This is a genomic window from Avibacterium volantium, assembly GCF_049366555.1.
GTDB lineage: Bacteria > Pseudomonadota > Gammaproteobacteria > Enterobacterales > Pasteurellaceae > Avibacterium > Avibacterium volantium_A.
Genome location: NZ_JBMMGT010000002.1, coordinates 71,829 through 91,978 on the forward strand (window position 1 = coordinate 71,829; position 20,150 = coordinate 91,978).

Genomic DNA, 20,150 nt, shown 5'->3' on the forward strand with positions numbered 1-20,150 from the left:
TTTTCATTATTTTTTTAGATTAAAATGGAATAAGTTAGAAAAAAATTACACATTAAAACGGAAGTGCATTACATCGCCATCTTGTACGATATAATCTTTTCCTTCTAAACGCCATTTACCCGCTTCTTTTGCGCCATTTTCGCCTTTGTATTGAATGAAATCATCATAAGAAATCACTTCTGCGCGGATAAAGCCTTTTTCAAAATCCGTGTGAATGACGGCAGCGGCTTTGGGTGCTGTTGCGCCTACGGAAACTGTCCACGCGCGCACTTCTTTTACACCAGCGGTGAAGTAGGTTTGTAAGTTTAATAAGGCATAACCTGCGCGGATTACGCGGTTTAAACCTGGTTCTTCAATGCCAAGATCTTGCAAGAATTCTACTTTTTCTTCATCGTCAAGTTCAGCGATTTCCGATTCAATCGCCGCACACACAGGCACAACCACCGCCCCTTCTTTTTCTGCAATTTCACGCACGCGATCCAAATAAGGGTTATTTTCAAAACCGTCTTCGTTTACGTTAGCGATATACATTGTCGGTTTTAAGGTTAAGAAGTTATAGCTTTTAATGGCGTGTAATTCGTCTTTGTCTAAATCTACTGAGCGAATCATTCCCGCATTTTCTAACACTGGGAGAATTTTTTCCATTACGCTTAATTCAAATTTCGCCTCTTTATCCCCACCTTTGGCACGTTTTTGTAAACGCTGAATGGCTCGCTCACAGCTATCTAAATCAGCCAGGGCAAGCTCGGTGTTGATGGTATCGATGTCTTCAGCAGGATCAATTTTGCCTGCAACGTGGACGATGTCGTCATTTTCAAAACAACGCACAACGTGGCCGATGGCATCAGTTTCACGAATGTTCGCAAGGAATTTGTTACCTAACCCCTCGCCTTTACTCGCCCCTGCCACAAGCCCCGCAATATCCACAAATTCCATTGTGGTCGGTAACACTCGTTCAGGTTTGACAATTTCCGCTAATGCGTCCAGACGCGGATCTGGCATTGGCACAACGCCGGTGTTTGGTTCGATAGTACAAAACGGATAGTTTGCCGCTTCAATACCTGCTTTTGTTAATGCATTAAAAAGGGTGGATTTACCCACGTTTGGTAAGCCCACGATACCACATTTGAATCCCATAGTGTTTCCTTAATTGTGTTATGCTTTAAAACGTTGAGTGTTTTACGCTTTAAAGCTATTGAGTCGATTTGTTGCTTTTGTAATGCCTTCTTTGATGAGAATTTCCACGCACTCAGCGGCTTCATCTAAGGCTTTGTCAATCAGTTGCCAATCGCTTGGCGAAGGTTTGCCTAGCACATAGGCAGAAACCAGATTTTTATCACCGGGGTGTCCAATGCCTACACGCAGACGGTAGAAATTTTTATTATTACCCAACTGAGCAATGCTATCACGCAAACCGTTATGCCCACCGTGTCCGCCCCCTTGTTTAATTTTGGCAACACCAGGTGAGAGATCAAGCTCATCGTGAATAATCAGAATTTCTTCAGGTTTAATGCGGTAAAAATTGGCTAATGCACTGACCGCTTTACCGCTTAAATTCATAAAGGTGGTAGGAACGAGAAAACGAATTTCTTCGCCAAAAATCACCGCTCTTGCCGTTTTACCGAAAAATTTACTTTCTTCTTTTAGTTGAAAATTAAATTGACGAGCAAGGCGATCAATCACCCATTCCCCTGCATTATGGCGCGTGTCGACATATTTATCGCCGGGGTTAGCCAGCCCAACAATGAGTTTAATTTCTGACATACTTTCTTTAACAGGACAAAAAATAGTGGGCTATTGTAGCGAAAAAACAGCTACAACGCCAACACCAATACACCACTCAAAATTAAAATTGAACCAATGATGAGTTTTAAGCTGATCGGTTCACCTAATAGCACCACGCCTAGCACAATGGCGATGACGACACTCAGTTTATCAATCGGGGCAACCCAAGAGGCAGGGGCAAGTTGTAAGGCGCGGTAGTAACAGAGCCAAGAAAGCCCAGTGGCAACGCCAGATAATAGCAGGAAAATAAAGGGGTTGGTGGCGATATGTTGGGGCAGTTGCCATTCGTTGCGCAGAGTAATAATGCCGCCAGCGACCGCAAGTACCACAATGGTGCGGATAAATGTCGCAAGGTTGCTGTTAATGCCTTCCACGCCGAGCTTGCCTAAAATGGCAGTTAGCCCAGCGAAAAATGCTGATCCAATGGCGAAAATGACCCAATTCATCGTTTTTCCTTATTTTTTCGTGTGTTTATCACCGCACTTTTGTTTGATATTCGCTATAATAGCAAAGTTTTTTTAGAGAAAAATACTAAGTATAAATAAAATGCCAAGTGTTAATCAAAGCGCCTTAGTGCCTTACAGTGCCAAACAAATGTATGATTTGGTGAATAATTATGAACGCTATCCTGAGTTTGTGCCGGGCTGCGTGGAAAGTCGAACCCTAAGCCGTCAGCAAAATCAGCTCACGGCAGAATTGGTGATCAGCAAAGCAGGTATTCGCCAGCGTTTTACCACGCAAAATACAATGGTGGAAAATCAGCGTATTCAAATGCAGTTGGTGGAAGGGCCTTTCAAGTTTTTACAAGGGGAATGGCAGTTTGTGGAAATTGATGAGCAGTGCTGCAAAATTGCCTTAAAACTGGATTTTGAATTTTCTAATCCGATTATTGCAATGGCATTCGGGCAGATTTTTACCCATCTTACCAGCAAAATGATCGATGCGTTCAAGCAACGCGCTAAGGAGGTTTACGCCTAATGTCCAAATTAAAAATTGAAATTGCTTATGCCTTGCCTGATCGTTATTTTTTGAAAACCTTGCATATGGAGCAAGGCACAACGGTGCAAACGGCGATTTTGCAATCGGGTATTTTGCATCAATTTAGTGAAATTGATTTACGCGAAAATAAAATTGGCATTTTTAGCCGCCCTGCGAAGCTCACCGATGTGCTAGAAAATGGCGATCGCATTGAGATTTATCGCCCTTTATTGGCTGATCCTAAAGAAATCCGTCGTAAGCGTGCAGCACAGCAGCTGCAAGAACAGCAAGCGCAAAAGCAAGCTGAAAAAGAAGCGAAAAAACGCGCAAAACAATTAGCCCAAGATCAACAATCTGTATCCCAATTGGCAACACCATCTTCAACTCAAGAGGAACAAGGCGATGATTAAATTTTGTTTACCCGATCACATTAGCCCAGAACAATTTTTGCAAGAATATTGGCAAAAGAAACCCTTATTAATTCGCAACGGTCTGCCACAAATTGTCGGGCAGTTTGAGCCAGAAGATATTATTGAACTGGCACAAGGCGAAGAAGTTACCGCTCGCCTCATCAAACAGCATAGTGATGAAAATTGGGAACTCAAAGTTAGCCCGCTGGTAGAACAAGATTTTGCTGATGTGCCAACACAATGGACGGTGCTAGTGCAAAATATGGAACAATGGTCGCCAGAATTAGGTCAGCTTTGGAACGCGTTTGGGTTTATTCCGCAATGGCAACGGGACGATATTATGGTGTCTTACGCGCCGCAAGGTGGCTCAGTAGGGCGACATTATGATGAATATGACGTGTTCCTTGTGCAAGGCTACGGACATCGCCGTTGGCAGCTTGGCAAATGGTGCGATCCAACTACCGAGTTCAAACCGAACCAGCCGATCCGTATTTTTGATGATATGGGCGAATTGGTGCTTAATGAAGTGCTTGCACCCGGTGATGTGCTTTATGTGCCTTCGCGTTTAGCTCATTATGGTGTGGCGCAAGATGATTGTCTGACGTTCTCTTTCGGCTTACGTTATCCTAATTTAGCGGACATTTTTGAAAATGTGGGCAAAGCCTTTAATCAACCGAATTTAGAATTGGATCTAAGCGAATTTTTAATTCCACTGCGCCTTAGCCCATATCTTCAACCTACAGGTTTATTGGCACAGCAAAATATCGCCACCATTAAGCAACAATTTCTTGCCAGCCTTGCGGAAAGTCCGCAATTTGACGCTTTATTTAAACAAGCCTTAGCAACAACAGTAAGTAGCAGACGTTACGAATTATTACCAACGGAAGGGGGGTACGATCCTGACGAAGTGCGGTCGCTTTTGGAGGAAGATTGTTTGCTTTCACAAGATAATAATTGCAAATTGCTTTACACCGAGTATCCGCTGCGTATTTATGCCAACGGCGAATGGCTTGATGAACTCAATCCCCTTGAAGCACAAATTTTAAAACGTTTAGCAGATGGCGAAAGTCTTGGCTTAGGCGATTTGCAAGCCTTAATGCTTGACGTGCAAGATAAAGAAAGCGTAATGGAATTATTGTTAGACAGCCTATGCAACTGGCTTGATGATGGCTGGGTATTGTTGGATTAAAAATGGAAAATAGTGCGATTTATTCCGTTTCACAGCTCAACCAGCAGGCTCGCCAATTATTGGAAAGTCAGCTTGGGCTAGTGTGGCTCACGGGGGAAATTTCCAATTTCACCCAACCTGTTTCGGGGCATTGGTATCTCACCTTGAAAGATGAAAATGCCCAAGTGCGTTGCGCAATGTTCCGAATGAAAAATCTGCGCGTGCCGTTTCGTCCGCAAAATGGAATGCAAGTGTTGGTGCGTGCCAGTGTGAGTTTATACGAGCCACGCGGTGATTATCAGCTGATTATCGACAGTATGCACCCTGCAGGTGAGGGCTTGTTGCAGCAGCAATTTGAAGCTTTGAAAATGAAATTGGCAGCGGAAGGATTGTTTGCGCAAAATCTGAAAAAAAATCTACCGCACTTTAGCCGCAAAGTGGGCGTGATAACTTCACCAACAGGGGCGGCGTTGCAAGATATTTTGCATATTTTACAGCGGCGCGATCCGAGCCTGAATGTGGTGATTTATCCCACCGCCGTGCAAGGCAAAGAGGCCACCGATGAAATTGTACAAATGATCGAACTGGCCAACCGCCGTCAAGAAGTGGACGTGCTTATTGTGGGACGCGGTGGCGGTTCGCTAGAAGATTTATGGTGTTTCAATGAAGAAGCGGTGGCGCGTGCGATTTTTAATTCTGTGATCCCCGTGATCAGTGCAGTGGGACACGAAACCGATGTTACCATTGCCGATTTTGTGGCCGATGTGCGTGCGCCCACGCCCTCTGCGGCGGCAGAATTAGTGAGCCGTGATCAGCAAGAATTATTGCAACAGCTTAACTATAAACGTCAGCGTTTAGAAATGGCGTTAGATCGTCTATTTAATGAAAAAAGCCAAGCCTTAAATCAGCTTGTATGGCGTTTGCAAAATCGTCATCCGCAAATTCAACTTAATCAACAAAAAGCCCAGCTAGAACAGCTTGCTTACCGTTTGCAGTTTGCAATGCAACGGGCAGTGGAAAAATCGCAACAGAAAATTGCCGTGCAGCACCAGCGTTTGCATTTAGCAATGGAACGCAACCTTTCCGCGAAACAACAAGGATTACAGCAACTTAGCCAACGCTTGCAAAATCGTCACCCACAAAAACAGCTTAATCAGCAAAAAGCCCAAATCCAACAACTAGGTTATGACTTAAGGCTGGCAATGCAGCATTATTTGGTAAAAAAACAGCAAAATTTCACCGCACTTAGTGAGCGGCTGAATAACAATCCGCTGCCGTACCGCCTACAAAAACAGGCGCAACATTTGCAACAATTAAAAGTGCGGTTGGATTTTAGCGCAGAAAAACAGCTGACAAATAAACAAGGGCGTTTTGCCACCTTGTGCCAACGCTTGGACGGATTAAGCCCGCTGAAAATTCTTTCCCGTGGTTATTCTATTTCTGAAAATGAGCAAGGCATTGCGATTACTGATTCTCATCAAGTGCAAGTGGGAGAGCGGGTGAAAACACAGCTAATGAATGGAGTGATTTATAGCCGTGTTGAGCAAATCGAAAAACAAATCATCACTGAAAAATAAGGATTCTGAGAATTTTTCTTGGTGGGAAAGAAAATCGGTTCTTTTTTGTAAAATAAATGAAAAAATAAAAATTTTAAATTTTTTTACGATTTTAGTTGTTTTTTTTTTTACAATGAGTAAGATTTATCTTGATTTTATTGAGATAAAGCTAAACGAAAATATTTTATTCATATTTGTGGTTAAGGCAACTTAACCACTTTTTTTGCTTTTAAAATTGTGCTGATATATTTATTTTTCCCAATTAAAAAATTAAAAGTGCGGTGAAAAATTTTAAAATTTTCTACCGCACTTTATAAAATGGAAATATTGTTTATTGGGATTGCTTGTTATGGCTTAATTGCAAGCTAACCGCTTATTTTTACCCTTCTTCACTTGGAAACATAAACGGATTTAAACCACTGCGCGCAAGGCCTTTTTCTTCCATTTCAATATCAAGATAAATGCTTGCCAGATCGTCGGCAATGGCTTCTACATAAGGATCTTTTTCTTGATACATCATTTTCAGATAACTATGGCAATCGCCGCAGCTTTCTGCTTTCACTGGTGCGGATTCACTGTCGATTGACCAATAATCTAATTTCCCTGTGTGATTGCAGTTGGTGCATTTACTACGCACCACATTCCATTCACTTTCACAAAGAGAGCAATGTACATAACGTAAGCCTTGCTCTGAGCCAAAATGTACCACGCTCGCTGTCGGCGGCGCACTGCATACAGGGCAAAGATGAAGGTGTTCACCGCTTTCCATTTTGCTATTTTGCGGTAATTGTTGAGCAAGCTGAGTCCAATAAAGGGAAAGTGCCGCCCAAATAAATAAGGCTTTATCGCTGCTGACTTCAGAAAATTGTTGCGCAAGCAGTTTATCGGCAAATTGCTCAAGCTCGCTGTCAGAAGCTTTTTCTAAATTCTCAATGGTGGCTTGTACGCTTTCATTGCCGTTATTTTTCATTTTATTGAGTAAGGCGCGCAGCAAATCTCGCCATTGAGGATCACGCTGCCATTTTGTGATGTCAAGGGGAACGCTGGTTTCCGTGCTGATTTCAATTTCTTGCGTAACAGGCTGTTCATTGAGTAGCGCGAGCTGGCAATCAACAATATTGGCGGCAAAGTTAAGGTAATCCGCCATTGGGTGATTTTGCGCTAAAGAACGTAGGCGTTCGGCACGGCGTTGGTAAAGATTTTTCGGGTTGGAAAATAAAAGAATAGGGTGATGAAAAGAGCTGGCAGCTTGTACAATTTCATCTTTTGGTAGAATTTTTATACTCATAATTTTTCATTAACGTTCGTCAATAAAGAAAGTGCGGTGTAAATTTGCAAAATTTTGCAAAAAATCACCGCACTTTGCCATTGTTAATTATTTAGCGTGCTTTTCTTTCGCTTTTTCTGCGGCTTCTTTTTCAAGTTCAGGCAGAATGTCTTCACGGAACCAGCGTGGGTGATGTTTTTTCGCCCAGCGTACCGTTACCCAACCTTCAACCATTCCACGAATAGAACCTTTCACCCAGAATGCCATATACATATGTACCATAATACCAGTAAAGAGCATAAAGGCACTAGCTGAGTGCAGCAAAATGGCAATGCGGATAACAGGAATTGGGAAATTATGGGAGAAATATTGTCGCCACATAATAATTCCTGTTGTTAGTAGGGTAACCATTGCAAGGATTAAGGTCCAGAATAGCATTTTTTGCCCTAAATTATATTTTCCGTTGTCTGAAACGGCATGTTCGTTGCCTTTTAAGACTTCTTTAATATTTTTTAGCCATATCCAGTCATTTTTTTCAGGAATGTTGTAAGGCCAGTAAATCAAGCAAAGGTTGATAAAGGCAATAAACATTATTATCCCAGTGAATGGGTGGATAAAACGGGCAATTCTTGGGTTACCTAAGATTTCCGTTAGCCAAGCAAAATCAGGGAAGAAGAATGCAAGCCCTGATAAGCCTGTGGTGAAGAAACAGATTACCAGTAACCAGTGACTTAAACGCGCAGGCAATTTGTGGCGAACAACTCGTTGATCGTTGCTGATCTTAACTTTACTCATTTTCGCCTCCTTTATGTGCTTGTTCGTCTTCTGGCACGACTTCTTCGTGTTCTTCTAGATCTTCCGTATTTGGCCCAACTGCAAGATAGTGCGCAATTTCAGAAAGCACTAAGCCTCCCATTGCCACCGCTGCAACTGGTTTCAATACGTCTTTCCATAATTTCACGGTAACGTCAATTTGTGGATCTTTCGGTAAGCCTGAGTAAAGCTCTGGCTTATCAGCGTGATGTAACACATACATAACGTGTGTGCCGCCCACGCCTTCTGGATCATAAAGCCCTGCATTTTCATAACCACGGGATTTGAGATCCGCAATGCGAGTTTCCGCATAGTGTTTCATTTCTTCTTTTGTACCGAAATGAATAGCACCTGTTGGACAGGTTTTCACACAAGCGGGTTCTTGACCCACGGTAACGCGATCAACACAAAGCGTACATTTGTACACTCGGTTATCTTCAGGGTTCATTCTTGGAATATTGAATGGACAACCTGCGATACAGTAACCACAACCGATACATTTGTCTGATTGGAAATCAACGATGCCGTTTGCATACTGAATAATCGCACCCGGTGATGGGCAAGATTTTAAACAGCCCGGTTCACTACAGTGCATACAGCCATCTTTACGGATCAGCCATTCTAGACGGTCATTTTCTTCAACTTCATTGAATTTCATCACCGTCCAAGCTTTGGCATTGAGATCAATCGGGTTATCGTATGAGCCGATACATTTTTCCGGCTCGGCACGAATATCATTCCATTCTGAACAAGCCACTTGGCAGGCTTTACAGCCGATACAAGTGGTAACGTCAATCAGTTTTGCCACTTCAAGCTGATGATCTCGCGCTTGCGGTGGTGGTGTTAATCCCGATGTTGCAGAGGCTTTAATAATATCTTGCGATTGAATAGTTCCCATATTATGCCCCCACTTTCTCAATATTTACCAACATACATTTTGATTCCGGTGTTTGTGTATTTGCATCACCTGCACGAATGGTGAGGTTATTGGCAAAGAAACCTTGTTTACCAATACCTCCAAAGCCCCAGTGAATTGGGATACCTACGGTATGCACGGCTTTGCCATCGGCAGTGAGTGGGCGAATACGTTTAGTTACCACGGCTACGGCTTTAATATAACCACGTTTTGAGGTAACTTTGACATAATCGCCATTATTGATGCCTTTCTCTTTTGCAAGTGCTTCGCCAATTTCAACAAATTGTTCTGGCTGGGCAATCACATTGAGTAACACGTTTTTCGTCCAGAAGTGGAAATGTTCTGTTAGACGATAGGTTGTACCCACATAAGGGAATTCTTCCGAAGTACCAATGTCTGCTTTGTCGCTTTCCAAAATACGCGCCACAGGGTTGGATACGACATTTGGGTGCAGTGGGTTTGTGCCAATTGGTGTTTCAATTGGTTCGTAATGTTCTGGGAATGGGCCGTCAGCCATACGTTCACGCACAAATAAACCACTTACCCCTTCAGGTTGCATAATAAATGGTAGGGTAGGACTATTTGGTGGCGCAGTACCGAAGTCTGCCACGTCCACATAGTTCCAGTTTTTGCCATTCCATTTAATTAACTGGCGTTTTGGATTCCAAGGTTTACCAGATAAATCCGCACTTGCACGGTTGTAGATAATACGGCGGTTCATCGGCCACGCAAAGCCCCAACCTAGGGTGTTACCTAAGTTAGACGGATCAGCATTATCGCGATTCGCCATTTGGTTACCTTTTTGTGTCCATTGACCAGTATAAATCCAGCACGCACCTGAAGTGCTACCATCAGCACGCATTTGTGCGAAGCTTGAAAGTAGCTCGCCTTTTTTCAAGATCACGTTGCCGTTGGCATCAAGGAGATCTTGTAAAGCATAGCCGTTCATTTCTTTCGCCACTTCTTCTGCTTTTGGCTCAAGTGGATTGTCATAGTTCCAGCTCATTGCTTCAAGGCTATCCAGTGATACGCCACCTTCTTTATGATAAAGCTCGATTAATGCCGCTCTTAATTCAGAAAGAATTTCACCATCGCTTTTCGCTTCAAATGGGGCATCAACGGCTTTCCAGTGCCATTGTAACCAACGACCAGAGTTAGCGATTGAGCCGTGTTCTTCCACGAAACAAGTGGTTGGTAAGCGGAATACTTCGGTTTGAATTTCTTCTGTTTTCACATCATTAAATTCACCGTAGTTTTTCCAGAATTCCGAGGTATCCGTAATTAACGGATCCATAATCACCAAGTATTTCAAATTACTTAAGGCTTTGATGATTTTGCCTGAATTTGGATAAGAGGCAACAGGGTTCATTCCTTGGCAGAAATAACCATTTACGCGACCTTGATACATTTCATCAATGTAGCGCATTTGATCCATACCACCTTTCGGCAATTTCGGTAAATAATGGTAGCCGAATTCATTTTCAGCAGTGGCTTTTTCACCAAAGAAGGTTTTCAGCATACTTACCATAAATTTCGGCGTATTTTGCCAGTAGTTTACCTGATCTTTCATCATTGTTTTTGGTGTAATACGGTTTAGGAAGTTTTCTAAACTGGTATCCGCTTCGGTTGGCAATGGAATATAGCCAGGCAACATATGTGGGAATAAACCTAAATCCGTAATCCCTTGTACATTTGAGTGTCCACGCAACGCATTCACACCACCGCCAGAAACCCCGATATTACCGAGTAATAACTGGATCATCGCCATCGTACGAATATTTTGTGAACCCACAGTATGTTGAGTCCAACCTAATGCGTACATAAAGGTTGCAGCTTTATCAGGTGCAGAGGTTTTGGCAATTTCTTCACAGAATTGTAAGAAACTTTTTTGTGGCGTACCCGTGATACGTTCTACCATTTCAGGGGTATAACGAGAAACGTGATCTTTTAACAGATTAATCACGCAACGAGGGTGTTGTAAGGTCAGATCACGAATAGGCTGACCTTCCGCATCAAATTGATAACGCCAAGTTGAACGATCATATCTGCGTGTTTCAGGATCATAACCTGAGAACAAGCCGTCTTCAAACTTGAAGTTCTCATCAACGAGGAATGCCGCATTCGTATAATGTCTAACGTATTCGTGTTGGATTTGATCTTTTTCTAATAAATAACGAATAACGCCAGATAAAAAGGCAATATCTGTCCCAGAACGTAATGGCATATAAATATCTGCAACTGAAGCTGTACGGTTAAAGCGTGGATCAACCACCATTAACTTCGCACCATTTTGTTTTTTCGCTTCAATCGCCCAACGGAACCCAACAGGGTGAGCTTCCGCAGCGTTACCGCCCATTACGATTACTAAATCAGAGTTTTTAATATCAACCCAGTGGTTGGTCATCGCACCGCGACCAAATGATGGAGCAAGACTTGCTACCGTTGGTCCGTGTCAGATACTCGCTTGGTTGTCGGTATAAATCATACCGAGTGAGCGCACAAATTTTTGCGTTAAGATACCCGTTTCATTACTACAAGCCGAGCCTGCTAAGAAACCTGATGTCATCCAACGATTAACAGGCGTGCCATTTTCATTGTTTAACACAAAGTTGGCATCGCGGTCTGCTTTCATATGTTTTGCGATACGCTCAATGGCTTCTTCCCAAGAAATACGTTTCCATTCTGTTGAACCTGGCTCACGCACTTCAGGATATTTCACACGGCGTGGGCTATTTACATAATCTAATGCCCCAGCCCCTTTCGGACAAAGCGCCCCACGGCTTACTGGATGATCGGGGTCCCCTTCAATGTGATAAAGTTTACCCACGCTATTTTTTGCGCCATCACCTAAGCTGTATAACAACATACCACAGCCTACGGCACAATAGGTGCAGGTATTACGGGTTTCTTTACCGCGTAATAACTTGTATTCGCGAGGAGCTGCTAAAGCTGTTGCTGGAGCAAAGCCCAACATCGCCGCAGACGTCCCTGCCATACCACCTGCACAGATCTTAAAGAATTTTCTTCTTGTGACCTGCATAGAGATACTCCTTAACCAACAAAATTGTTGTGTTATTGTGTAGTAGTAGATTTGTTTTTTATATAGATATTCGTTTAGGTTAGCTGAATATTTCAGATTTTTATTTAGTAAAATACAACGGCAAATAGCACATTTTCACAAATGAAATAATTCAGTTACAGTATAGTTTGTTGTCAAATTGTATTACAATTAACACAACGTAATACTGTGGCTAGGATACGCCTTTTCACGCCTAAAATCTATAAGTAATCTTGATTAGAAAGGAAAAATTCTTGAGTTGGATCACAAAATCAACAGTTAATTTTTTCAAAAAATTAACAAATAATAAACATTCTCAACACACATCACTTTGGCAAGAAAAAGAAGAAACCTTAGCGGTAGAAACCCCTGTTGCCTTAGTGTATAACGGCATTAGCCACACCGTAATGATGTGTTCCCCACAAGACTTAGAAGATTTTGCCCTTGGCTTTTCTTTAACCGAAGGCATTATCGAAAAGCCAGCGGACATTTATGGCATTGACGTAGAAGAAACCTGCAATGGAATAGAAGTACAGATAGAAATTGCCACACGCTGTTTTGTCGCGCTCAAAGAACGTCGCCGAACTCTAGCAGGAAGAACAGGCTGCGGCATTTGCGGCACAGAACAGCTTGATCAAATCCACAAAAACTTGCCTATTTTGCACCGCACTTATGTTTTGGATATTTCTCTGCTTGACGATTGCCTGAAAAAATTACATTCAGCTCAACAGCTTGGACAACAAACTGGCTCAACCCACGCCGCTGCATTTTTCGATTTGCACGGCAATTTGCTCGCCATTCGCGAAGATGTGGGTCGCCACGTCGCCCTGGATAAACTCTTAGGCTGGCACGCCACACAACCGAAACAACAAGGCTTTGTGCTAATTTCTAGCCGAGCGAGCTATGAAATGGTACAGAAAGTCATAAGCGCTGGCATTGAATGTCTAGTCGCCATCTCCGCTGCTACCGCCCTTGCCGTACAACAGGCCAAACAAAGCCAACTTACCTTAATTGGCTTCGCCAGAGAGGGCAGAGCAACAGTTTACACAGGAAAAGAGCGGTTGGATTTTTTGGAGAATTTATCTCATCGCTAAATGCTTGACCCTAACCCTATGTTAAGGTTTATGCTATGCAAAATTTTTACTAGAAGGAGAAAAAGATGAAAACTACTGTGTTAGCGTTAAGCGATTTATCTTGCCAACATTGCGTAAAATCCGTACAGAAAACCTTAGATGGCATTTCTGGCGTGCAAAGTGCCGAAGTGAGTTTAGATAAAGCCGTTGTAGTGGGCGATGTTGATCCGCAAGTGTTGATTAATGCTATTGTTGAAGCTGGTTATCAAGCACGCCTTGCGGATAACTCGGCAAAGTAAGTTCACTACCCGAATCTTCCACAGAAACCTTAAAACCTGATCCTGTGGTAGTTGGACAACATCAGGATCAGGTTACCCTTTTACTTGATGGCTTAAGTTGTGCCGCTTGCGTAATGAAAGTGCAAAAAGCTTTGCAAGCCGTGCCACAGGTTGCCCAAGTGCAAGTGAATTTAGCGGAACAAACAGCCTTAGTGAGTGGCAATGCCACGCCGCAATCTCTTGTTGCGGCCGTGCAGCAAGCAGGCTATGGTGCAGAAGTGGTGAATGATGAAGTGCTGCGAGCGGAAAAGCAGCAAAGCAAAAGCGCGCACGAAGTAAAACAGCGTAAATGGCAAGGCATTGTTGCCCTTGGTTTAGGGGCGACATTAATGCTTTGGGGCTTGCTTGGTGGCACAATGAGCGCAAATCAAAACAATCGCGTTTATGGGATCGCTGTGGGTGTGCTGACCTTGTTGGTGATGATTGTGACAGGCAAACATTTTTATCAAAAGGCGTGGCAGAATTTGCTCAATCGAACCGCTACAATGGATACCCTTGTGGCGTTAGGCACTGGCACAGCTTGGCTTTATTCAATGTTTGTTTGCATTAATCCTGAGTTTTTCCCTGAAAATGCCCGTCATTTATATTTTGAAGCAGCAGCGATGATCATTGGTTTCATCAATTTAGGCAAAATGTTTGAAGCTAAGGCGAAACAACATTCTTCACAGGCGTTGGCGCGCTTGCTTGATCTTACCCCGAAAACGGTGCATCTAGTTACGCCACAAGGCACGCAAGACATTCCCCTTGCGAAAGTGCAAGCAGGAATGCAGCTGCGCTTGCAAACAGGCGAACGTGTGGCGGTGGACGGCACAATTACAGAAGGGCAAGGTTGGTTTGATGAAAGTATGCTAACAGGCGAGCCTGTTCCCGTGCAAAAGCAAGCTGGGGATAAAATCAGTGCTGGAACGCTTATTTCAGATGGCACAGTGATTTATCGTGCAGAACAAATTGGTGAGCAAACCACCTTGGCTAATATCATCAAATTAGTGCGTCAAGCGCAGAGTAGCAAGCCAAAAATGGGACAACTGGCAGACAAAATTGCAGCGGTTTTTGTCCCTGTGGTGATTACCATTGCTTTAGTCGCCGCCTTGGTTTGGTATATTTTGGGGCCTGCGCCACAATTTTCTTATAGTTTGGTTATTTTTACTACCGTTCTCATTATTGCCTGCCCTTGTGCCTTAGGGCTAGCGACACCAATGTCGATCATTTCAGGTATTGGGCGTGCCGCGGAATTAGGCATTTTAGTGCGCGATGCCGATGCCTTACAAAAAGCCGCCAGTGCCGATACCATTGTTTTTGACAAAACAGGGACGCTGACAAAAGGTTCACCAAAAATCACCGCACTTTATTGTTTTAATGATTATTCAGAAACGCAAGTTAGCCAGCTTGCAGCAAGCCTCGAACAGGGTTCAAACCACCCTTTAGCCAAAGGCATAGTGCAGTTTAATCAAGAAAAGCAAGGTGAACTCAAACCACTTAACGCCTTTGCGACTTTGCAAGGTTTAGGAGTGAGTGGGGAAGTGGAAGGGCTTGAATTATTGCTCGGTAACCAAGCCTTAATGGCGCAACAAGGTGTGGATATTCAGACTGCAATGGCGATCTTTCAGCAACAAACAGAACGTGGCGCAACGGTGGTCTTTTTCGCGATCAATCGTCAATTAGCTGGGCTATTTGTGCTAAGTGATCCTTTGCGTGAAGATTCAGCGAATGCCTTACAACGTCTGCACGAGCGGGGCTATCATTTGGTGATGCTCACTGGCGATCAAGAAAAAACGGCTCGCGCATTGGCACAAGGCATAGCGATTGACAACGTGATCGCAGGTGTGTTGCCTGCTGAAAAAGCAAATATCATCAAGGCATTACAGCAAGAAGGCCGCAACGTAGTGATGGTGGGGGACGGCATTAATGATGCACCAGCCCTTGCTCAAGCAGACGTGAGTATCGCAATGGGTAACGGTTCAGATATTGCCATAGAAACCGCCGAATTAACCTTAATGCGCCACAATATTTCTGCCGTGGCTGATGCGCTTTGCCTTTCCAAAGGCATCTTACGCAATATGAAGCAAAATCTGTTCGGCGCATTTATTTACAATATTTTAGGCATACCTATTGCCGCTGGGTTGTTGTATCCCTTGTTTGGCATTTTGCTTAACCCAATGATTGGCGGGCTAGCAATGGCGTTGTCTTCCATCACCGTGGTGAGCAATGCCAATCGTTTGTTAAAATTTAAAGTGAAATAATTGATAAGGCTCATAACGAGCCTTATTTTTTATGAATTAGGCAAATAAAAAGAGTATAATTCTCACATCTGACGCACAGTAAAAGTGCGGTGCTTTTTTTGAGAATTTTCGAGGCAATGATGTCATTACAATTTAACGCAATCGCCTTGCTACTGGTGATTTTAATTTTGCTTGGTGTGCTAGGTAACAACAGTTCAATCACCATTTCGGCGACGATTTTGCTATTAATGCAGCAAACCTTTTTGGCTAAATATATTCCTTTTATGGAAAAATATGGTTTAAATATCGGCATTATTATTCTCACCATTGGCGTACTTAGTCCGATTATTTCTGGCAAAATTCCTTTGCCTGCTTTTACTGAACTGTTGAACTGGAAAATGTTTTTAGCTATTGCTGTGGGCGTGCTAGTAGCGTGGTTTGGTGGACGTGGGGTAAACCTAATGGGCGCGCAGCCGACTTTGCTCACAGGATTATTAGTTGGCACAATTTTAGGGGTTGCCTTTGTTGGCGGTATTCCTGTTGGGCCGTTGATTGCGGCGGGGATTTTGTCTTTGCTGTTGGGTAAAACGGGGTAAATATTAATCTTTATAAAAAATTAGCCCCTGTGTTTACAAGGGCTAATTTAAAAATTCACAAATTTTCCACCGCACTTATTATTGAGGTGAAATTAATTTCGCATCGCATTTTTCATAATACGATCTTTGGCAACTTTCCATTCACGATCTTTAATATCATCACGTTTATCGTGTTGTTTTTTCCCTTTCGCTACGCCAATTTTAATTTTTGCCCAAGGGCCTTTCCAATAAAGAGAAAGGGCAACAATGGTAAAGCCATCACGGTTTGCTTTGCCGAAGAGCGAAACTAATTCTCGCTGTTTTAACAATAACTTACGCGTACGCGTTGGATCGCACACAATGTGCGTTGAAGCCACGCTCAACGGCTGAATGGTCGCGCCGAATAAATAGGCTTCGCCATTTTTGAAAATAATATAACTGTCGCTAATATTGGCTTTGCCCGCACGCATTGATTTTACTTCCCAACCTTGCAAGGAAAGCCCTGCTTCAATTTCATCTTCAATAAAATATTCGTGTCTAGCGCGTTTATTTAAGGCAATGGTATTTGATGTTTGTTTTGGTTTTTTCTTTGTCATTTTAATTAATTTATTCTGATAAAATTACCGCACATTCTACCCAATCTAGGGAAAAATCGCAAAAGCACTTGCGTTGCAAAGCGATCTTTATAACAATGAGGCATTAATTTTTGCATTGAGTAAGCATTGATGAAATATAAGAATTTACGCGATTTTTTGCAGCTGTTAGAAGAACAAGGCGAATTAAAACGCATTTCGCAAGAAATCGATCCTTATTTGGAAATGACCGAAATTTCCGACCGCACTTTGCGTGCCGGTGGGCCAGCGTTATTATTTGAAAATCCGAAAGGATTTGCGATGCCCGTGCTGTGCAATTTATTTGGCACGGCAAAGCGCGTGGCGCTTGGAATGGGGCAGAATGATGTGTCTGCCTTGCGTGAAGTGGGGAAACTGCTCGCCTTTCTAAAAGAGCCAGAACCGCCAAAAGGGTTTAAGGATTTATGGTCAACCTTGCCACAATATAAACAAGTGCTAAATATGCCCGCGAAAGTGTTAAGCAAAGCACCTTGTCAGGACATTGTACTCAGTGGCGATGAGGTGGATTTATACCGCTTGCCGATTATGCAATGTTGGAAAGATGACATCGCACCGCTTATCACTTGGGGACTAACCATTACCAAAGGGCCGAACAAAAAACGGCAAAATTTGGGGATTTACCGTCAACAGTTGATCGGCAAAAATAAATTGATTATGCGTTGGCTCTCGCACCGTGGGGGCGCATTAGATTTTCAAGAATGGAAAGAACAAAACCCTGATAAACCTTTTCCTGTTTCGGTGGCATTAGGCGCTGATCCGGCAACGATTTTGGCGGCCGTAACGCCTGTGCCTGATAGCCTTTCTGAATATGCTTTTGCTGGATTGCTGCGCGGCAACAAAACGGAAGTGGTGAAATCGGTGAGTAACGATCTTGATGTGCCAGCCAGTGCGGAGATCGTGTTGGAAGGCTATATTGATCCCAATGAAACAGCATTAGAAGGGCCCTATGGCGATCACACGGGCTATTACAATGAACAAGAGTATTTCCCGGTGTTTACCGTTACCCACATTACAATGCGACAAAACCCAATTTATCATTCCACTTATACCGGGCGTCCACCTGATGAGCCAGCCATTTTGGGCGAAGCGTTAAACGAAGTGTTTATCCCAATTTTGCAAAAGCAATTCCCTGAAATTGTGGATTTTTATTTACCACCCGAAGGTTGCTCTTACCGTCTTGCGGTGGTAACAATGAAAAAACAATATGCCGGCCACGCCAAGCGTGTAATGATGGGCGTTTGGTCTTTCTTACGTCAATTTATGTACACCAAGTTTGTCATCGTGTGTGATGATGATATTGACGCTAGAGATTGGAAAGATGTGATCTGGGCGATCACCACGCGTAGCGATCCTGCGCGCGATTGCACCATTGTGGAAAACACGCCCATTGATTATTTGGATTTTGCCTCGCCTATTGCTGGGCTAGGTTCTAAAATGGGCATTGACGCCACCAATAAATGGCCGGGCGAAACTAACCGCGAGTGGGGCATTCCCATTAAAAAAGATCCTGAAATAGTCAAACGCGTGGACGAAATTTGGGAAAGCCTAGGAATTTTCGATTAGTGCCTTATTCAAGGCTTATTGATATTCATAGCAAATTTTTAGCAAAACAAAAGTGCGGTGCTTTTTGCAAAAATTCTATCAAAAAGCACCGCACTTATTTTTTGCTTAGATTTTTAATTTACGCTCTGCTTCTTTGGCTTTCACCAAGAATTGTTTGCGTTCAGCGGTGGACATTTGGCTACTTGTACCCGGCAATTTCACCGTGAGCGGATTAACTGGGCGACCATTAATATGAAATTCATAATGTAAGTGCGGACCAGTTGAACGCCCTGTATTGCCGGAAAGGGCAATGCGTTCACCCCGTTTTACACTTTGCCCCGCTCGGACTAATGGGCGGCTTAGGTGCATATAAACGGTTTGGTATTCACGACCGTGGCGGATCATAATATAGCGCCCCGCACCGTTGGCTTGATATGCCACTTTTTCGACAATACCATCAGCAGGGGCGATAACCGGTGTGCCGATTGCCATTGAGAAATCCACTCCGTTATGTGGACGAATTCGCCCTGTAACAGGGTGGCGTCTTGCTGGATTGAATGGCGAGGATACGCGCGCTTGGCGTTGCATAGGGTAGCGCGCAAAGCCTTTACCAAGGGTTTCCCCTTGACGGTTATAATAGCGACCATTGCTAGATTGAATGGCATAGTAACTTTTTCCACCCGAGCTAATATGAATGGCTTCCACATTACCTTGCCCAGTGAGTTTGTTATCCAAATATTCACGGGAAACGAGCACGGCAAATTTATCCCCTTGTTTGAGTTTTTTCATACTAATTTGCCATTGCAAAGCACTGCCTAATTGGCTAATTTGTTTTGAATTTAGCCCTTGTGCTTTTAAGCTGCTAGAAAATGAGCCTTTGATTTGTCCTTTTAGCACTTCTTTTTTCCATACGCTTTTTTTCTGCAAGATTTGGCGTTTAAATTTGCCTTCCGTAGTGCGTTCATAAATTCGTTCTTCTTTTTCAGAAACTAACCAGTTTAGGTATTCTAATTCGCCGTCTTTATCTAAAATCCAATAGAATTGCTGCCCCGCTTTAAGATTTTTTAGCTCGGGATAAGCGGCAATAAGGGTTTTACTGGTTTCATCTTCTAGCCCTGATTGTTCTAGCACATCTTTCAGGCTATCACCTTTTACCACGGTATGGCTAAATTGATCTTTGATGCGAACGGCTTGATCTGCCACATCAAGCAAGTCATTAACGGCGTTTTTGGCATCTTCAGGCAAATCGGCAAATTCATCCTCATCATCAAGATTGACTTGCTCAACTTCATCATCTTTACCTTGCAGATCATCGTCATAAGAGGTGGCTTCATCAGAATTTGGTTTTTCTGTGTTTGTGCTATCGCTTTGATTTTCTTGCAAATGTTCGGTGATATTTTCATTTGCTTGAATATCCTGAAATTCGCTATTGGTTTGTGTTTGAGGGGCTTCTTGGGTTTCATTGAGTGGCTTATACTGCACTTCGTCCGAAGATACCGCAAGCGGATCGGTTTTTGCATTGTCTTTTACGCTTAATACAATGCCAATGAAAATAGATAATATCGCCAAAAGGAAGACCGCCGCCTTAATTCGCGATTTTCTTTTTCGTCTATCCCTTGCTAGTTTAACGTGCTGCACTACCTATTTCCTTTTATATACTAATTAAAACTTGCATTCTATTAAGACCTGTGAAGTGCTAAAAAATTCATTCGCACTTGCTGAAAAGGATTTAACTGAATAAATTCTAAGCATTTCAATGAGAAACTTGTTAAATCCGACAAAATGGGCTATTTTAAGCCAATTTTTCGTAATGTATAGAG

17 protein-coding genes and 1 pseudogene are annotated in these 20,150 nt (G+C 43.0%); 9 read left to right on the plus strand and 9 right to left on the minus strand.

Annotation, left to right across the window (positions count from 1 at the left end):
* Positions 1–45 precede the first annotated feature (45 nt).
* From ychF to ACLS0A_RS00870, 3 genes are read right to left on the minus strand one after another with little or no spacing between them, the layout of a single operon-like run.
* Positions 46–1,137 (minus strand): redox-regulated ATPase YchF, encoded by a 1,092-nt coding sequence (gene ychF / locus ACLS0A_RS00860; protein ID WP_115249739.1) that lies wholly within the window; start codon positions 1,135–1,137, stop codon positions 46–48.
* A 42-nt stretch (positions 1,138–1,179) separates the two neighbouring features.
* Entirely contained in the window at positions 1,180–1,764 is a 585-nt protein-coding gene (gene pth, locus ACLS0A_RS00865) for an aminoacyl-tRNA hydrolase (protein ID WP_416082036.1), read from the minus strand.
* Positions 1,765–1,814: 50 nt separating this feature from the next.
* Positions 1,815–2,231 carry an EamA family transporter gene (locus ACLS0A_RS00870; protein WP_416082037.1) on the minus strand — a complete coding sequence of 139 codons (417 nt, stop codon included), beginning with the start codon at positions 2,229–2,231 and terminating at the stop codon, positions 1,815–1,817.
* Between the two features lie 100 nt (positions 2,232–2,331).
* Here ACLS0A_RS00870 and ACLS0A_RS00875 point away from each other — a divergent pair, with 100 nt between their 5' ends.
* The 4 genes and pseudogenes from ACLS0A_RS00875 (at position 2,332) to xseA (ending at position 5,918) form a co-directional block, all read left to right on the plus strand.
* Positions 2,332–2,763, plus strand: coding sequence for a type II toxin-antitoxin system RatA family toxin (locus ACLS0A_RS00875; protein ID WP_126372945.1), 432 nt, complete (start codon positions 2,332–2,334; stop codon positions 2,761–2,763).
* Positions 2,763–3,038: pseudogene (locus ACLS0A_RS00880) on the plus strand (RnfH family protein); the annotation flags it as partial. The gene ACLS0A_RS00875 and the pseudogene ACLS0A_RS00880, both read left to right, overlap by 1 nt.
* Positions 3,039–3,165: 127 nt before the next feature.
* Positions 3,166–4,362, plus strand: coding sequence for a JmjC domain-containing protein (locus ACLS0A_RS00885; protein ID WP_416082038.1), 1,197 nt, complete (start codon positions 3,166–3,168; stop codon positions 4,360–4,362).
* Positions 4,363–4,364: 2 nt separating this feature from the next.
* Complete coding sequence (xseA, locus tag ACLS0A_RS00890) at positions 4,365–5,918, plus strand: exodeoxyribonuclease VII large subunit (RefSeq protein WP_416082039.1); 1,554 nt, start codon at positions 4,365–4,367, stop codon at positions 5,916–5,918.
* Positions 5,919–6,276: 358 nt separating this feature from the next.
* Here the strand turns inward: xseA and fdhE are convergent, their stop codons facing one another.
* From fdhE to fdnG, 4 genes are all read right to left on the minus strand, one after another.
* Positions 6,277–7,185 carry a formate dehydrogenase accessory protein FdhE gene (fdhE, locus tag ACLS0A_RS00895; protein ID WP_416082040.1) on the minus strand — a complete coding sequence of 303 codons (909 nt, stop codon included), beginning with the start codon at positions 7,183–7,185 and terminating at the stop codon, positions 6,277–6,279.
* Positions 7,186–7,272: 87 nt separating this feature from the next.
* Positions 7,273–7,959 carry a formate dehydrogenase subunit gamma gene (locus tag ACLS0A_RS00900; RefSeq protein WP_416082041.1) on the minus strand — a complete coding sequence of 229 codons (687 nt, stop codon included), beginning with the start codon at positions 7,957–7,959 and terminating at the stop codon, positions 7,273–7,275.
* Positions 7,952–8,875, minus strand: a complete 924-nt coding sequence (fdxH, locus tag ACLS0A_RS00905) for a formate dehydrogenase subunit beta (RefSeq protein WP_103853121.1) — start codon at positions 8,873–8,875, stop codon at positions 7,952–7,954. The genes ACLS0A_RS00900 and fdxH overlap by 8 nt, the downstream gene beginning before the upstream one ends.
* 1 nt (position 8,876) lies before the next feature.
* Complete coding sequence (fdnG, locus tag ACLS0A_RS00910) at positions 8,877–11,933, minus strand: formate dehydrogenase-N subunit alpha (protein WP_416082042.1); 3,057 nt, start codon at positions 11,931–11,933, stop codon at positions 8,877–8,879.
* Positions 11,934–12,205: 272 nt separating this feature from the next.
* Here fdnG and fdhD point away from each other — a divergent pair, with 272 nt between their 5' ends.
* The 4 genes from fdhD (at position 12,206) to ACLS0A_RS00930 (ending at position 16,177) form a co-directional block, all read left to right on the plus strand.
* Entirely contained in the window at positions 12,206–13,045 is an 840-nt protein-coding gene (gene fdhD / locus ACLS0A_RS00915; RefSeq protein WP_416082043.1) for a formate dehydrogenase accessory sulfurtransferase FdhD, read from the plus strand.
* A 65-nt stretch (positions 13,046–13,110) separates the two neighbouring features.
* Positions 13,111–13,323, plus strand: coding sequence for a cation transporter (locus tag ACLS0A_RS00920; RefSeq protein WP_103855319.1), 213 nt, complete (start codon positions 13,111–13,113; stop codon positions 13,321–13,323).
* Between the two features lie 113 nt (positions 13,324–13,436).
* On the plus strand, positions 13,437–15,602 hold the full coding sequence (locus ACLS0A_RS00925) for a copper-translocating P-type ATPase (protein ID WP_416082056.1): 2,166 nt from the start codon (positions 13,437–13,439) through the stop codon (positions 15,600–15,602).
* A 119-nt stretch (positions 15,603–15,721) separates the two neighbouring features.
* The gene (locus ACLS0A_RS00930) at positions 15,722–16,177 is read left to right on the plus strand and encodes a DUF441 domain-containing protein (protein ID WP_126373654.1); all 456 of its coding nucleotides are present in this window, start codon (positions 15,722–15,724) and stop codon (positions 16,175–16,177) included.
* A gap of 92 nt (positions 16,178–16,269) precedes the next feature.
* On the opposite strand, the gene smpB is transcribed toward ACLS0A_RS00930, so the two are convergent.
* The gene (gene smpB, locus ACLS0A_RS00935; protein WP_416082044.1) at positions 16,270–16,752 is read right to left on the minus strand and encodes an SsrA-binding protein SmpB; all 483 of its coding nucleotides are present in this window, start codon (positions 16,750–16,752) and stop codon (positions 16,270–16,272) included.
* Positions 16,753–16,881: 129 nt separating this feature from the next.
* Between smpB and ubiD the strand changes: the two genes are divergently transcribed.
* Positions 16,882–18,351, plus strand: a complete 1,470-nt coding sequence (gene ubiD / locus ACLS0A_RS00940) for a 4-hydroxy-3-polyprenylbenzoate decarboxylase (protein ID WP_416082045.1) — start codon at positions 16,882–16,884, stop codon at positions 18,349–18,351.
* 105 nt (positions 18,352–18,456) lie between these two features.
* Here ubiD and mepM read toward each other — a convergent pair whose 3' ends face one another.
* Positions 18,457–19,968 carry a murein DD-endopeptidase MepM gene (mepM, locus tag ACLS0A_RS00945; RefSeq protein WP_416082046.1) on the minus strand — a complete coding sequence of 504 codons (1,512 nt, stop codon included), beginning with the start codon at positions 19,966–19,968 and terminating at the stop codon, positions 18,457–18,459.
* Positions 19,969–20,150: the final 182 nt, after the last annotated feature.